General features: G+C 68.8%; 9 protein-coding genes. 1 reads left to right on the forward strand and 8 read right to left on the reverse strand.

Features of this window, described 5'->3' with window-relative positions; genetic code table 11:
- Positions 1-3 precede the first annotated feature (3 nt).
- Genes Mal64_RS13795 through Mal64_RS13805 form a run of 3 tightly spaced genes read right to left on the reverse strand, consistent with a single transcriptional unit; the run spans position 4 to position 3,293 of the window.
- Positions 4-1,047 carry a Gfo/Idh/MocA family protein gene (locus Mal64_RS13795; RefSeq protein WP_146401229.1) on the reverse strand — a complete coding sequence of 348 codons (1,044 nt, stop codon included), beginning with the start codon at positions 1,045-1,047 and terminating at the stop codon, positions 4-6.
- The gene (locus Mal64_RS13800) at positions 1,044-2,414 is read right to left on the reverse strand and encodes an MFS transporter (RefSeq protein WP_146401231.1); all 1,371 of its coding nucleotides are present in this window, start codon (positions 2,412-2,414) and stop codon (positions 1,044-1,046) included. The genes Mal64_RS13795 and Mal64_RS13800 overlap by 4 nt, the downstream gene beginning before the upstream one ends.
- A gap of 9 nt (positions 2,415-2,423) precedes the next feature.
- Positions 2,424-3,293: a sugar phosphate isomerase/epimerase family protein gene (locus Mal64_RS13805; RefSeq protein ID WP_146401233.1), complete on the reverse strand. Its 870-nt coding sequence runs from the start codon at positions 3,291-3,293 to the stop codon at positions 2,424-2,426.
- A gap of 152 nt (positions 3,294-3,445) precedes the next feature.
- Between Mal64_RS13805 and Mal64_RS13810 the strand changes: the two genes are divergently transcribed.
- Positions 3,446-4,177 (forward strand): 3-keto-disaccharide hydrolase, encoded by a 732-nt coding sequence (locus tag Mal64_RS13810; protein ID WP_197525762.1) that lies wholly within the window; start codon positions 3,446-3,448, stop codon positions 4,175-4,177.
- 30 nt (positions 4,178-4,207) lie between these two features.
- Here the strand turns inward: Mal64_RS13810 and Mal64_RS20195 are convergent, their stop codons facing one another.
- From Mal64_RS20195 to Mal64_RS13835, 5 genes are all read right to left on the reverse strand, one after another.
- The gene (locus Mal64_RS20195) at positions 4,208-6,520 is read right to left on the reverse strand and encodes an exo-beta-N-acetylmuramidase NamZ domain-containing protein (RefSeq protein WP_231993748.1); all 2,313 of its coding nucleotides are present in this window, start codon (positions 6,518-6,520) and stop codon (positions 4,208-4,210) included.
- 194 nt (positions 6,521-6,714) lie between these two features.
- The gene (gene nagB / locus Mal64_RS13820; RefSeq protein ID WP_146401240.1) at positions 6,715-8,643 is read right to left on the reverse strand and encodes a glucosamine-6-phosphate deaminase; all 1,929 of its coding nucleotides are present in this window, start codon (positions 8,641-8,643) and stop codon (positions 6,715-6,717) included.
- Positions 8,640-10,235 carry a glycoside hydrolase family 3 protein gene (locus Mal64_RS13825; protein ID WP_197525763.1) on the reverse strand — a complete coding sequence of 532 codons (1,596 nt, stop codon included), beginning with the start codon at positions 10,233-10,235 and terminating at the stop codon, positions 8,640-8,642. Before Mal64_RS13825 ends, nagB begins: the two co-directional genes overlap by 4 nt.
- Positions 10,232-12,112: an AmpG family muropeptide MFS transporter gene (locus tag Mal64_RS13830; RefSeq protein WP_146401245.1), complete on the reverse strand. Its 1,881-nt coding sequence runs from the start codon at positions 12,110-12,112 to the stop codon at positions 10,232-10,234. Before Mal64_RS13830 ends, Mal64_RS13825 begins: the two co-directional genes overlap by 4 nt.
- A gap of 46 nt (positions 12,113-12,158) precedes the next feature.
- The gene (locus Mal64_RS13835) at positions 12,159-13,715 is read right to left on the reverse strand and encodes a glycoside hydrolase family 10 protein (RefSeq protein ID WP_197525764.1); all 1,557 of its coding nucleotides are present in this window, start codon (positions 13,713-13,715) and stop codon (positions 12,159-12,161) included.
- Positions 13,716-14,446: the final 731 nt, after the last annotated feature.

Raw genomic sequence — 14,446 nt, forward strand, 5'->3', positions numbered from 1 at the left:
CGTTCACGCTTGTTGCTTTTGGAGGCTCTCGGCTTGCCGGGAGCAGATCGTGAGGGCGTCGGCAGCCAGGTCGCAGGCCAGCGGCCCCGGGTCGGCGCCGTGGGCGACCACGTCGACCGCGTGCGCCAGCTCGGCCTCGAAGGCTCGCATCGGGTCGCCGTCGCCGAGCGTGACGTGCGTCGCGGCGCCCGAGGCGTCGTAGATCGTCGGCGGGCAGTGATAGCCGGCCGTCGCGTTCTCGCCGTCGCCATCGACCGCGAACTCGAACGCCAGCGTGGCCCTCTCGAGCCGGATCTCGAAGCCTTGCAAGAACGGCCTGCCGGGCTGGCCGATCACGCCGCTCTCGGCGTGGACAACGGCGCCCGAGTCGAACCCCATCAGCGACTGCCAATGCTCGGGCAGGCCGTGGCGATGCGAGCCGCGCGAGGTGATCGTGGCCGGCATGCCGATCGCCAGACGGATGAAGTGGGCGTCGTGGACGTGGAGGTCGAGCAGCGGCCCGCCGACGGCCGCGGGGTTCCAGTAGTTCGCCAACCAAGCGGGGTCGGAGATCACCCGCTTGAACGACGCGCCCAAGAGCCGGCCGTGCCCGCCGCAGCGGATCTCTCGGAGCGCCCAGGCGTACTCCGGGAAGAACGGCAGCACGTGGCCGATGAGCAAATGCTTGCCAGCCGCGTCGGCTGCGGCGCCCATCCGCTGGCAGTCCTCGACGATGAGCGCCATCGGCTTCTCGCAGAAGACGTGCCGCCCCGCCCCGAGGGCGCGGACGGCGGCGTCGGCGTGCAACGCGGGGGGGAGGCAGATGTCGATCAGGTCGAGGTCGGCTCGGTCGATCATCTCCTCGTGCGTGGCGAAAGTGGCGACGCCGGCCAAGTCCATCTGCTGGCCCGCCGGCCCAAAGTTGCCGCGAACGCCCTTCCAGTCGCCAGCGAGGCGCTCCGGGTGACGGTCGGCGATCGCCACAACCTTCACGCCCGGCAGCTTCTGGTAGCTGAGGTAGTGGACCATGCCCATAAAGCCGAGGCCGGCGACGCCGATGCGGATCATTCGGGCGCTCCCTCGTCGGCGGGCTGTGTGCTCGGGGCGTCGGCGGCGGTCCGAGTGAGCTCGGGCTTCTCGTAGAATGCGGCGAGAAAGATAACGAACACCACCGCCGCCATGCCGGCCGGCAGCAGCCAGAACTCCCGCCATTGGCCCATGGCCTGCTGCACGAACTGCGGGTCGAGACCCTCGGGCAGCGAGACGCTGAGCATCCTGCCGAACGACTCGAAGAAACCGGTCGGGGCGGCCTCGCCGCTGGCCGCGGCGAGGGTGGCGTGGTACTCGTCCTGGCTGGTCATCGTGGCGGCGAAGCGTTCGCCCGCCACCCAGTAGCCAAGGAACATGCCGACCCCTTGGGTGAAGAAGACCAGCATGCTCTGGGCCTGGCCGCGCACCTCGGGGGACGCTTTGCCATCGGTGTACATAAAGCCGGTGACGAAGAAAAAGTCGTAGCAAACGCCGTGCAACGCGACCCCCATCAGGAGCATCCAGGCCGCCTGGCCCGAGGCGCCGTAAGCGAACAACACGTAGCGGGCGACCCAGGCGGCCATCCCCACCAGGAGCATCCACTTCACGCCCAGCCGGCGGAAGAAGAACGGCACGAGAAGCATGAAGACGATCTCGCTCATCTGGCCGATCGTCATCGTCGAGGCGGGCTGCTCGAAGCCGGCGTCGGCCAGCAGGCCCGAGGTGTACGAATAGTAGTACGCCAGCGGGATGCAGATCAGCGTCGAGCAGAGGATGAACACCGCGAACGGCGCGCTCTTCATCAGCCCCAACGCGTCAAGCATCAGCAGGCTCCGCAGGTCGAGCGGCTTGTCGCGTGCGGGAGGGGGCGTGTGGGGCAGCGTGAAGCTGTACAGGCCAAAAGCGGCCGACGCGGCGGCGCCGAGCCACAAGATGTTCACGCTGTCGCTCCACCCCAGGGCGCCCACCAACAACCCGGCGGCGATCCAGCCGATCGTTCCCCACACCCGGATGGCGGGGAAGTGGTTGGGGTCATCGATGTTGGCGAACGCGATCGAATTGCCGAGGCCCAGCGTCGGCATGTAGCAGAGCATGTGGGCGATCAGCAGCGCGACGGCCAGCGAGCCATCGCCCGCCTGCACGGCCCAAGCCGCGGCCGCCATCAGGCCGGCGCCGAGCAGCATCAGCACGCCGAGCACCACCTGCGAGGGGAACAGCCGGTCGGCCACGAGCCCCAAGAAGAGCGGCGCCACGATCGCCGCGATCGGCGCGCTCTGGTAGGCCGTGGCGACGTAGTCCCCCAGGCCCGCCTGCGTAAGGCAGAGGAACAGCGTGACGAACCACGCCCCCCAGGTGAAGAACTGCAGGAACATCATCGCCGAGAGCCGGGTCGCCACGCTGTTCATCGAATGCCCTCAGTTGGTGAATAGTTCCGTCTTGAGCCGCGTCAGCAACTCGGCCGCGTGGGCGATCTCCTCGCTCTGCCGCTCGGGCTCTTGCGAGATTTCACGCTCGATGGTGAGCGGCCCGCGGTAACCGATCTTCTTGAGCAGCGCGAGGAAGGCGCCGAAATCGACGTCCCCCTCGCCGAGCGGCGTCTCCTCGCCCCATGTTTCGCCGGGAAGGTCCGACCAGCGGGCGTCTTTGCAATGCACGCTGCGCACGTGCGGGGCGATCTGCTCGAGCGCCTCGAGGGGCTTGCCGCAGCCGTAGAGGATCATGTTCGCCGGGTCGAAGTTGACGAACAGGTTCGGCCGCTCGACGGCGTCGAGGAACTCCAGCAGCACGCCGGCCGGCTCCTGGCCGGTCTCGAGGTGAATGCTTACCGAACGCCCGGCCGCGTAATCGCACGCCTCGCGCGTGGCGCGCATCAAGGCGTCGAACTGCGGGTCCGCCGGGTCGTGCGGCACGAAGCCGAGGTGCAGCCCCGTGGCCGCCACGCCCAGCATCTGGGTGTAGTCGATGATCGCCTTGAGCTCGGCCAGCCGCGACGAACGCGTCGTCTCGGGCGCCAGGCCAACCGTGCGTTCCACGGTCGGTATGTCGGCGTAGCTCTCGCCGTCGAAGCCGGCGAAGACGACCGTCACGCGTAGGCCGAGTTCGTCCACCCGGCGGCGGAACGCCTCGGCGGCTTGCCGCGTGGGGGGCGTTTCGTGCGGCGCGTGCAGGTGCATCGTCGGCACGCCGAGCGCTTTCGCCACGTCGAGGCGCACGCCGAACCCCGCGTCGACACTGGCGAACACACCGAGCGGCCAATCGTCTTGCGACTCTTGCGGAGTGGTCATTTATTCTTTGCTGTGCGCAGTGAGGCGTTAGAGAGAGTAATCCCGCGAGATCGCTACGCGATCATCGAGCAGGCCTGTATAACAGTATCCGTAGGGGATCTAAAGCGGTCCCGCGACGTGGATCGGCAACCTCGAACTCGATGGGCAGAATGATGCGATTGACGACTCCCCTTTACCGAACCGGCCGCGTGGCGGCCGCGGCGATGCTGCTTCTGGTCGCTGCGGGCGCGCCAACCGTGCGGGCCGCGGCGCCCGCCGGGTTTGAGGCGATCTTCAACGGCGTCGACACGACCGGCTGGCAAGGCCGGGCGCAGATCGATCCGGTCAAGCACAACTCCCTCACCGACGCCGAGCGGGCCGAGCGGCAGACGGCGGCCGACGCGAGCTTCGCCGCCCACTGGAAAGTCGAAGAGGGCCAACTGATCAACGACGGCGAGGGGGTCTTCGCCACCACCGCTGAAGACTACGGCGACTTCGAGCTGCTGCTCGATTGGAAGATCGCCCCCACGACCGACAGCGGCGTGTACCTGCGCGGCTGCCCCCAGGTGCAGATCTGGAACCCCGACGACCCGGCCAAGGCGAAGCACGACGGCGCGCTCGGCTCGGGCGGCCTGTGGAACAACAACCCCGGCGCCCCCGGCAAGAACCCGCTCGTGCGGGCCGACCGGCCGGTGGGCGAGTGGAACACGTTCCGCATCCGCATGCTGGGCGAACGCGTGAGCGTGTGGCTCAACGACCGTCTGGTGGTCGACGACGCCGTGATGCACAACTACTTCGACCGCGAGGCGGGCCTGCCCGAGAGCGGCCCGATCCAGCTGCAGACCCACGGCGCCGAGGTGCGGTTCCGCAACGTCTACCTGAAGCGGCTCGACGGACGGAAGTAGCCCAACGAGGTTTGACCACGGCGTCATGCGTTATCGCGGGTAAAGCAGGAACGCCTCGCGGCGCTGGAGGAAGTCGTCGACGCCCTCGTCGGCCAAGCGGCGTAACTCCGCCAGCTCGGCGCCGTCGAGCGTCGCCTGTCGGATCGCCTCGCAGCTCAGCAGGCGGTTGTAGCGGCCCGCGTCCCAGTCGTCGGGGTAGAGCTCGTGCAGCACGCGGGCGATCGCCAGGCCGTAGGCGACCGCGTCGAGCCCCCGCCGGTCGGTGACCACGAAGTCGGCGCCGCCGCAACGCTTGCCCTCGTGCTTGCTCGCGTCGGGCGTGAAGTAGCGCGGCATGGCCGTCACGGCCGCCACGCCCTCGGCGTTGAGCGCCTCGCAGAACTCCCACGGGTCGATCCAGGGGGCGCCGAACACCTCGAACGGCGTGTCGGTCCCGCGGCCGACCGACACGTTGGTCGTCTCGAGCAGGCCGACGCCGGGGTAGAGCACCGCGGCGGTCAGCCGACGCATGTTGGGCGACGGGTTCACCCACAGCTGGCCGGTCTCGTGCCCCAGGCTCGCGGGGCGCCACCCCTCGACCGGCACGACGACGAGGTCGAGCTCCCAGCCCTCCTCGGCGGCGAACATCTCGGCCAGCTCGCCGACAGTCATTCCGTGGCGTACCGGCAGCGAGTGGGCAGCGACGAACGACTCTTTGCTGCGGTCGAGCATCGGTCCCTCGACCGTCACGCCGTCGATCGGGTTGGGCCGGTCGAGCACGACGAACCGCAGGCCGTGCTCCGCGGCCGCCTCCATCGCCAGCTTCATCGTCGCGATGTACGTGTAGAACCGGCACCCGATGTCCTGGATGTCGAACACCAGCACGTCGAGACCCGCCAGCTGCTCTGGCGTCGGCTTGCGGCTCTCGCCGTAGAGGCTGACGAACGGCAGGCCGCTCTCCGGGTCGACGCCGTCCTCGATGCCGCCGTGGTCGAGCACGCCGCTGGGGCCGTGCTCGGGGCTGAAGAGCCGCACGAGGTCGACGGCGTCCGAGTCGACCAGCACGTCGATCGTGCGCCGCGCCCGGCTGTCAACGCCGGTGTGGTTGGTGATCAGTCCGACCCGTTTGCCGACGAGCGGGGCGAAGCCGTCACGCGCTAGCGCGTCGACGCCGAGCGTCACCCGCGTCTCCGCGGCTCTTCGCGGCTGGCGTTCCGCGGAGTCGGCGGCGCTCGGGCCGCTTTGGATCGCCGAGCAGGCGATCGTGCCGATCTTGCCGATCAGGTCGTTGACCGTTCCCTCGTCGTCCGGGTGCAGGCGGCTGGAGAGGAAGACGACGAACAGGTCAGAGCCGGGATCGATCCACAGGCCCGTGCCGGTGAAGCCGCCGTGGCCGAAGGCGCGGTCGGTCATCAGCTCGCCGCGGTTGCGGGAGTAAACGCTGTTCGAGTCCCAGCCAAGGCCGCGCACGTTGCCGGCCGCCTGCCGCCCGCGCGTCATCTCGCGCACCGTGGCGGGGCTAAGGATTCGCACGCCGTCGAGTTGGCCCCCGCCGAGCATCATGCGGGCGTAGCGGGCCAAATCTTCGGCCGTGCTAAACAATCCGGCGTGGCCGGCCACGCCGCCGAGCAGCCACGCCCGCGGGTCGTGCACGTCGCCGACGATCCACTCGCCGTCACGCTCGGTGGTCGGCGCCGTCCGCTCGTGCAGCGTCTCGGCCGGCAGGTAACCGCTGTCGGTCATGCCGAGCGGCGCGAAGATCTCGTCGTGGGCGAAGCGGTCGAGCGTTTTTCCGCTGAGGACCTCGACGATGCGCCCAAGCGTCATGAAGCCAACGTCGGTGTACTTGAACTCGGTCCCCGGCTCGACGACCGGCGCGAGCGCGTAGATCCGCTCCCAAGCCTTCTCGGGGCCGTCTCGGTAGTCGGCCACCGAGTTGTCCGGGATCAGGCCTCCCACGTGCAGCAGGAGCTGCTCGACCGTGATCGCCTCTTTGCCGTTGCGCCCCCAGCCCGGGAGCAGGTCGCCCACCTTGTCACGCAGGCGGAGCTTGCCGGTCTCCAGCAGCCGCATGACGCTCGTGCCCGTGGCGACCGGCTTGGTGACCGACGCCATGTCGAACACCGTGTCGGTCGTCATCGCCACGCGTTGCGGCTCGACGACGCGGTCGCCGAAGGCCTCGAGAAAGGCGACTCCATCCGCGTTGCCGATCGCCACAACGCAGCCGGGCAACTCGCCGCGGGCGATCGCCTCGGCGATCAGCGGTCGCATCGCCGCGAGCCGCTGCTGGTCGAAGGCGTCGGCCGAGGGCTGCGGGGCGGCGGCCTCGGTTCGCGCGCCGAACAGCAACAGCAGAACCGCCACAGCGGAGAAACAAAGCGGGACCCTCGTGCGACAGCTCATGCAGATTCCCTTTGAATTGGATTGCGCGTCGGCGTCAGCCAACCCTCTCCCACTTTCCCGTAACGGGAAGAAGCGGCGGCAGGGGAGGCGGGCCCAACGCCCGCTTCCCCCCTGTCCTCCACCCCCTCCCCCTCAACGGGAGAGGGGTAAAGCCTTTACAGCATCTCGCCCTTCCAGCGGACAAAGCCCTCGATCCCCTCGTACTCGGCGAGGCCGAGCTTGTCGTACAGCTGGGCGGTGCCGTGGTTGCGGTCCTCGGCCCGCTGCCAGAACTCGCGCGGGTCGGGGCCGGGGAACAACGCCCGGTCCTTCTGCGACTCGTGCTTGAAGATCGCCACCCGCTTGCGCAGCAACTCCTGCGGGCTGAGCGGCACGGCGACCTCGATCTGGTGCGGCCCCCACTCCTGCCAAGCCCCGCGGTAGAGCCACACCTGGCAATCTTCGAACCAGTCGTCGTTCTCAACTTCCTTGCAGGCCCGCAACACCGCCGCCAGGCAGGTGCGGTGCGTGCCGTGCGGGTCGCTCAGGTCGCCGGCGGCGTACACCTGGTGCGGCCTGATCTCGCGCAGCAGGTCGACCGTGATGCGGATGTCTTCCTCACCGAGCGGCTTCTTACGCACGCGGCCGGTCTCGTAGAACGGCATGTCCATAAAGTGCAGCCGCTCGGCCGGCACGCCGCAGCAACGCGTCGCGGCGCGGGCCTCGGTGCGGCGGATCACGCCCTTGATGAACTGCACCTCTTCGCTGTCGACCTGCCCCGGGCTCTTCTGCTTGAGGAACTCATCGACGTGCGCCTCGAGCTGGGCGGTCCGCTCCGGGTCGACGCCGAACCGGCGGTTGAACTCGCCGACGAACTCGGAGAAGCGGATCGCGTCGTCGTCGAACACCGCGATGTTGCCGGACGTTTGGTAGGCGACGTGCAGCTCGTGGCCCTGGTCCACCAGGCGGATCAGCGTGCCGCCCATGCTGATGACGTCGTCGTCCGGGTGGGGCGAGAAGATCAGCACGCGCTTCGGGAAGATGTGGTCGCCCGGCTGCGAGCGGTCGCCCGGCTGCTTGGCGTGGTCAGGCTTGCCGGCCGGCCAACCGGTGATGGTCCCCTGCAAATGGCGGAAGACCCGCAGGTTGAGGCTGTCGACCGGGCCGCAGTTGGCCAGCAGGTCTTGCAGCCCCTCCTCGTTGTAATCCTCGCTGGTGAGCTTGAGCAGCGGCTTGTCGAGCTTCTTGGCGAGCCAGATGACCGCCTTGCGGATCATCGTGTCGTCCCAGTCGACGGGCCCCAGGGCCCACGGCTCGCGGCGGCGGGTGAGGTGCTCGGCCGCCGCCTCGTCCATCACGATCTGGGCGTTGGGGTGCTCCTGCAAGAAGCTGGCCGCCACGTGCGTGGAGATCTCGCCCTCGACCGCCTGGGCGATGATCGACGCCTTGCCCTCGCCCCACGCCATCAGCACCAGCTGGCGGGCGGCGAGGATCGTGCCGACGCCCATCGTGATCGCCCGCGCCGGCACGTTCTCTTCACCGAAGAAGTCGCTCGCCGCGTCGCGACGCGTCACGCGGTCGAGCGTGATCAGGCGGGTGCGGCTCGAGCGGCCCGAGCCGGGCTCGTTGAAGCCGATGTGCCCCGTGCGACCGATGCCCAGCAGCTGCAGGTCGATGCCGCCGGCGTCTTCGATCATCTCCTCGTAGCGGCGGCAGTAGTCGGCCACGCTTTCGCCCGAGACCGTGCCGTCTGGCACGTGGGCGTTCTCGGGCTTGATGTCGACGTGGTCGAACAGGTGCTCGCGCATGAACCGCACGTAGCTCTGCAGCTCCTCGGGGCGGATCGGGAAGTACTCGTCGAGGTTGAACGTCACAACGTTCTGGAAGCTGAGCCCCTCCTCGCGGTGCATGCGCACGAGCTCGTCGTACACGCCGGTGGGCGTGCTGCCGGTCGCCAGGCCGAGGACGCAGGTGCGTCCCTCGCCGGCGCGGCCGCGGATGAGCGCGGCGATCTGCCCGGCGATCGCCCGGCTGGCGTCGCTCGCGTGGCAGAACACTCGGCAAGGGATCTTCTCGACACCGTCAACAGCGCAGTTGTGACTCATAGGTAACGACTCGGTGAGCATGGGGAGGTGGGCGCCGCTTGGGGCGAGGGGGTGAGGATGGCGTCGGCCAGCGCTTCTTGCGAAACGGGCACGTCGCTGAAGGTACAGATACGCATCGGCGCCGAGGGGTAATCCTCCAGCACCGTCGGCACGCCGAGCGAGGCCAAGATCGGCTCGTGCCCGGCGACCAGTTCGTCGACGATCGGACGCTGCGCGTCGTTCAGTCCGAAGGCGTGCCACGCCGCCGGCTTGACGATGAGCGCGACCAGCAGCCGCCGCCCCTCGTCGAGCGCGGCGCGGAGCGCCGCGAGGGTCCTCTCGTCCGGCTCGGGGCCGAACTCGAAGTAACGCACATCGGAGAACCGCTCGCGGAGCGCGTCGGCGAGCGGCTGCTCGGACGGGTCGCTCAGCAGGTCGAACGGCTTGAACAAGACGGCCATCAGCGGCTCGTCGCGGCGGAGCGCCGCGGCGGCGTCGCCCTCGACACGCACCGCCTCGGCGGCCACGTCCTTGGACAGCTTGGCGGCCGATTCGATCCCGTCGCAGGCGATCAGCTTGGGGCCGCTGGCGAGCAGCTTGGCGGTGCGGGCCTTGAGCACGCCGACACGCTCGATCGCCTCGTCGATGCGTGCGAGGGGCAGGTCGCCCGAACGCACGCGCTGGGCCAGGTACTCGACGACCGCCACGGGGTCTTCGACGTCGAGCAGCACGTCGACGCCCGCCATCAGGGTCGCCTCGGCCAGGGCGCCCTCGTTCTCGAAGCGGTCCCGCACGCCCGCCATCAGCAGGCTGTCGCTGCAGGCGACGCCGCGGAAGCCCAACTCGCCGCGGAGCAGGTTCTCGGTGATCGCCGCCGACAGCGTGGCGGGGGCGCCCGAGGGGTCGAGCGCGCCGTACGACACGTGGGCCGTCATCACGAGCGACGCCCCCGCATCGATCGTCTCGCGGAACGGCGGCAGCTCGGTCTGCTGCAGCGACTCGAGGTCGCGGTCGAGCGACGGCGCCGCGTCGTGCGAGTCTTGGTGCGTGTCGCCGTGGCCGGGGAAGTGCTTGGGCGTGGTCATCAGCCCGGCGTTCTCGGCCGCCCGCACGAAGGCCGCCGCCAGCCGCGACACCCGTTCGGGCGTCTGGCCCAGCGCACGGGTGGCGATGATCGGGTTGCGGGGGTTGGTGTCGACGTCGGCCACCGGCGCGAACGCGATCTGGATGCCCGTGGCGAGCGCCTCGCGGGCGGTCGTCACGGCGACCTCGGCCAGCCGCTCTTCGGCGCGGTCGCCCAGGGCGCCGAAGGCGCCGGCGTGGGGGAAGAGCGTCAGGCCGTGGACCTGCTGCCCCGCGCCGCGTTCGATGTCCGAGCCGACGAGCAGCGGCCAGCGGCTCTTGGCCTGCAGCCGCTTGAGCGTGTCGCGCACGTCGGGCCACACGCCGTTGAACAGCAGCAGCCCGCCGATCGGGAGCCGTTCGATCAGCGCGGCGATGCGCCCCTCGTCTTCCGAGGCGCGACGGATCGGCGACAGGTTCGAGCCGATGCGGACGAAGATCAGCTGCGCGAGCTTGTCTTCGAGTTCGGTGGGGGGCCAGGCGAGTGTCACGTTGTTGCTTCTTCCTGCTTTCCGAATTGGGGATCGATCCGCAACGCCGCGGTCGCGATGAAGGCGGGGATCGTGCAGATCAACACCCAGACAAAGAAGTGCCGGTAGCCGATGAGCTCCTGCAGCCAGCCGCAGAACATCCCCGGGATCATCATGCCGAGCGCCATGAAGCCGGTGCAAATCGCGTAGTGGGCCGTTTTCCGGTCGCCCCGCGACACGTAGATCATGACCAGCAGGTAGGCGGCGAAGCCGAAGCCGTAGCCGAACTGCTCGATCGCCACCGCGGCCGCCACGGGCCAGAGGGCGTCGGGCTGCCAGTAGCTGAGGAGCACGTAAACAACGTTCGGCAGATTGATCGCGATCGCCATCGGCCAGAGCCAGGCGCTGGCGCCGTCGCGCGAGGCGAGGAAGCCGCCCAGCACGCCGCCGAGGGTCAGCATGATGAGTCCGACCACGCCGTAGATGAAGCCAACCTCGCTGGTCGTCAGGCTCAGCCCGCCGCTCCCCTCGGTGTCGAGCAAGAACGGCGCGGCCAACTTGGCGAGCTGCGATTCGGAAAACCGGTACAGCAGCAAGAAGGCGATCGCGTTGCCGACGCCCGGCTTGGTGAGAAACGAGACAAAGGTTTCGAAGAACCCCTTGAGGAACCCGCCGATCGACCCGATCGCCTCGTGCCGATCCGCGTCGGGACGCGGCAGGGCGAAGAAGTGGTACACGCCCATCAGCAGGAACAGGCCCGCCGTCAGGTAAGCGACGCAGGTCCAGGCGAACACCGCGTTGCCCGCCCGCACCCGGAACGTGGCCGCCGTCGGCTCGTCGTCGCGGGGGTCGCCCTGCACGACCGCGGCCATGGCCGCGTCGCGGTTTTCCGGGGTAATGACGAACGCGCCGCCCTCGACGACCCGCATGTCGGGGTCGCCCGAGACGTGCTCGAAGCGGATGACCCGGCGGTGCGTTTCGTCGAGATCGCCGGCCGAGAGCGTCACGAGGGTCGTCGGGCCGGCGACGCTCTCCGGAGCGGCCTCGACGCGGGCCTCGCCGAACGTTTCGCGGATCCAGCCCTCGAGGCGCGTCAACCACGCCGACTTGGTCCGCTCGTCCTGCTCGGCCTCCACCACCTCGTAGAAGCCTTGCTCCAGGTTCCATTGCCGTGCGCGGTCGATCGTGGCGGCGGCCGCGGCGGGGTCTTGCGGCTCGGGGGCGATCCCCACGCCCGCCGAGGCGGCGCCGAACTCGGCGGTCGGCGGCGCCGACGCCAGATCCTGGGTGACGACCGCCGCGGGTTGCGGGCCGGGCGTCACGGTGACGAACACGTCGTGCGAGCCGGCGCCCGACTCGATCAAACCGGCGATCACCACCAAGCCGCCTTGCCCGAAGAGCATCGCGGCGCGGTAGAAGGTGCTCCGCAACCCGACCCACCACGCCTGCTCGTGCGTGGAGAGCCCGAGCATGTAGAAGCCGTCGGCCGCGATGTCGTGCGTGGCCGAGCTGAACGCGAGCAGCCAGAAGGCGGCCATGCTGTACCGGAAGAAGCTGTCGGTCCCGAGCGACGCGGCGACGCCGGCCAAACCGGCGCCGATCAGCAACTGCATGGCGACAATCCACCACCGCTTGGCGCCGAGCAGCTCGACCAGCGGGCTCCACAGCGGCTTGAGCACCCACGGCAGGTAGAGCAGGCTGGTGAAGAAGGCGATCTTCGCGTTCGACACGCCCATCTGCTTGTACATGATCACCGAGACCGTCATCACAACGATGTACGGCAGTCCCTCGGCGAAGTAGAGCGTCGGGATCCACGACCACGCAGCCAGCCGCCCACTCACCCCCTCGGGAACCGTTGGGGGGGATTCGGTTTCTGTGGGGGGAGTGGGGGTTGGCATCAGTGGACGATGGAGAAGGAGGGAGGTGGGTGGCGACCGCTGCTGATCAGTCCAAGCTAACAGCAACAGCCTCGCCCTGGCGACCGTAGCGGTCGATGGCGCTGACGGCCACGGCGTCGGCCCGGGCGCCCGCTTCGCCGCTCTCGAGCGGTATCCGCTTCAGGTCGCCCGGCAGCAGCCGCAGCGTCCATTGGTCGCCCGACCGAGTCTGGACCGCCCACCAGCGCGGCGTCGGGCCACTTTCTAGTCGTACGCTCAGCGCGGCGGCCCCGTCGCACGATTCGACGACCGGCTTGCCGGGCGCGGCCTCATCGCCCGCCAGCCACGGCGCGGCCGGCACGATCGCCGGCTCGGCGCACGGCCCCTCGAGCAGCGCCGCTTTCAGGCCGGCGTAGTCCTGCGCGAGAGCCTTCATGCTGAAGTGAACGTGCCCCGGCTCGTCGGACTGCTCGCGTGTGACATCGATCTGGTCGACAATCTCACTCGGCGCCCACGGCGGCTTGCCGACTTTGGTCTTCGACGTGTAGAGCCCCGGCCACAGGTGGCGCTGGTGCGGGTTGTTCTGGGCCCACCACTCGAGCAGCACCGGGAAGCTCTGCGGCTTCTGGTCGATCGGCCAGTAGAGCTGCGGCGTGAAGTAGTCGACCCAACCCTCGCGAAGCCACAGCTTCGAGTCGGCGTAGAGCTTCGCGTAGGCGTCGAAACCCTGGATCTGCTCCGGGTGGCCCGGCCGCCAGATGCCGAACGGGCTCACCCCCAGCCGCACGTGCGGCTTGAGGCGGTGGACCCCCTCGCTCACGTCGCGGATCAGGCGGTTGACGTTGTCGCGGCGCCAGTCGTCGCGGCTCAGGCGATCGGCCTCGGGCGTGGCGTCGCAGTACTTCGCCCAGCTCGGGTCGTCCGGGAACGGCACGACGCGCGACACGCCGTCGTCGCCCTCGGCGCTGATCGGGTAGGGGTAAAAGTAGTCATCGAAGTGGACGCCATCGACGTCGTACCGACGCACCACGTCGAGCACCACCGCCAGCGAGTGCGCCGCCGCGTCGGGCTCGCCCGGGTCGAGCCAGTGGTGCGCGCCGTACTTTTTGACCAACTCGGGCCGCGTGCGGGCGATGTGCCCCTCGGAAAACTCGCCGCCCCCCGACGGGTGCGAGGCGCGGTACGGGTTGAACCAGGCGTGCAGCTCCAGGCCGCGGAGGTGGGCCTGCTCGACCGCCCACTCGAGGGGGTCGTAAGTCGCGCCTTGATCGTTGTCGCCGGGAGCCCTGCCTTGGGCGCCGGTGAGGAACTCCGACCACGGCTCGAGCTCCGATCGGTACATCGCGTCGCACGCCGGGCGGACCTGGAAGACGACCGCGTTGAGACGCAGCTCAACGCACGTGTCGAGCAACGCGGCGAGCTCCGCCTGCTGGTCGGCCACGCTCAGCCCCGGCTTCGAAGGCCAGTCGATGTTGGCGACCGTGGCGATCCACGCGCCACGCATCTCGCGCTGCACGCTCGGCGGGGCGGCCGGCGTCTCGGCCGCAGCCTGCGTAGCGCAAACACCCAACAGCCCGGCGAGGGCGATCAACCAGCGGCAGTGCTTCACAGCGATGCTATTCACAAACGGTTTCCGTAGAGGTGTGAGTTGTGCGTCGATAGTACCGAGCATATTCCAACAAGACGGACCTCGGCGCCGTTAAACGCGCAGGTTCATCACGCGCTTGCGCAACCCTACCCATATGGCATAAACCGTTAGCATTAAAGCATTTCGAGCGCACCTTGCGGTCTCCGCACGGACTCTTCACAGGGCTTGAGCAAAACGGATATCCGAAACGCGCCGCTGAGTCCCCTCGCCCCAGCCGCAATGCTCGGCAGCTCGGAATCACGCCATGTTTTGGTCCGCAGGGCAACGGCGGCAAGGTTTCCCTCTTATTGAGCGCAGGAGACGCGTGAGCTGATTCGCCCGTTCGTCACTCGCTTGTAAGCCGATCTTCATGTCGCCATCGCCCGAGCCGCACACGGCGGTTTGCGATCCGCACGCCTAAATACTGCGGCGGTTTGCTCTTCGGGTTGCTCTTCGGGCGACCAGCTCATACGGCAAGCGCGGAGGCTAAGGGCATCGGCCGTATTTCGGCGAAGGCTCTCCGCGAGGTTGGATGATGAAGGCCTGCGCGGCGGTCACGGCGTAACTCGACGGACCAATCGCTCGGCTCGACCACGAGCGCCGAACCAACGAATCGTTACGGCCGCCGGGGCGTGCGCGTTCCTGAGAAGCAATTGCGCACAGCGTCGCCCGCGCGCGCAGCGGCGTCAGCCGCATTGAGATAGACTCGGACTTGTCGGTGCTGAAGA

The organism is Pseudobythopirellula maris, assembly GCF_007859945.1.
Classification (GTDB): domain Bacteria; phylum Planctomycetota; class Planctomycetia; order Pirellulales; family Lacipirellulaceae; genus Pseudobythopirellula; species Pseudobythopirellula maris.

Bases quoted from the DNA above. Each gene is read 5' to 3' on its own strand.
- Mal64_RS13795 (WP_146401229.1), bottom strand. From the start codon at position 1,047: ATGATCCGCATCGGCGTCGCCGGCCTCGGCTTTATGGGCATGGTCCAC.
- Mal64_RS13800 (WP_146401231.1), bottom strand. From the start codon at position 2,414: ATGAACAGCGTGGCGACCCGGCTCTCGGCGATGATGTTCCTGCAGTTC.
- Mal64_RS13805 (WP_146401233.1), bottom strand. From the start codon at position 3,293: ATGACCACTCCGCAAGAGTCGCAAGACGATTGGCCGCTCGGTGTGTTC.
- Mal64_RS13810 (WP_197525762.1), top strand. From the start codon at position 3,446: ATGCGATTGACGACTCCCCTTTACCGAACCGGCCGCGTGGCGGCCGCG.
- nagB (WP_146401240.1), bottom strand. From the start codon at position 8,643: ATGAGTCACAACTGCGCTGTTGACGGTGTCGAGAAGATCCCTTGCCGA.
- Mal64_RS13830 (WP_146401245.1), bottom strand. From the start codon at position 12,112: ATGCCAACCCCCACTCCCCCCACAGAAACCGAATCCCCCCCAACGGTT.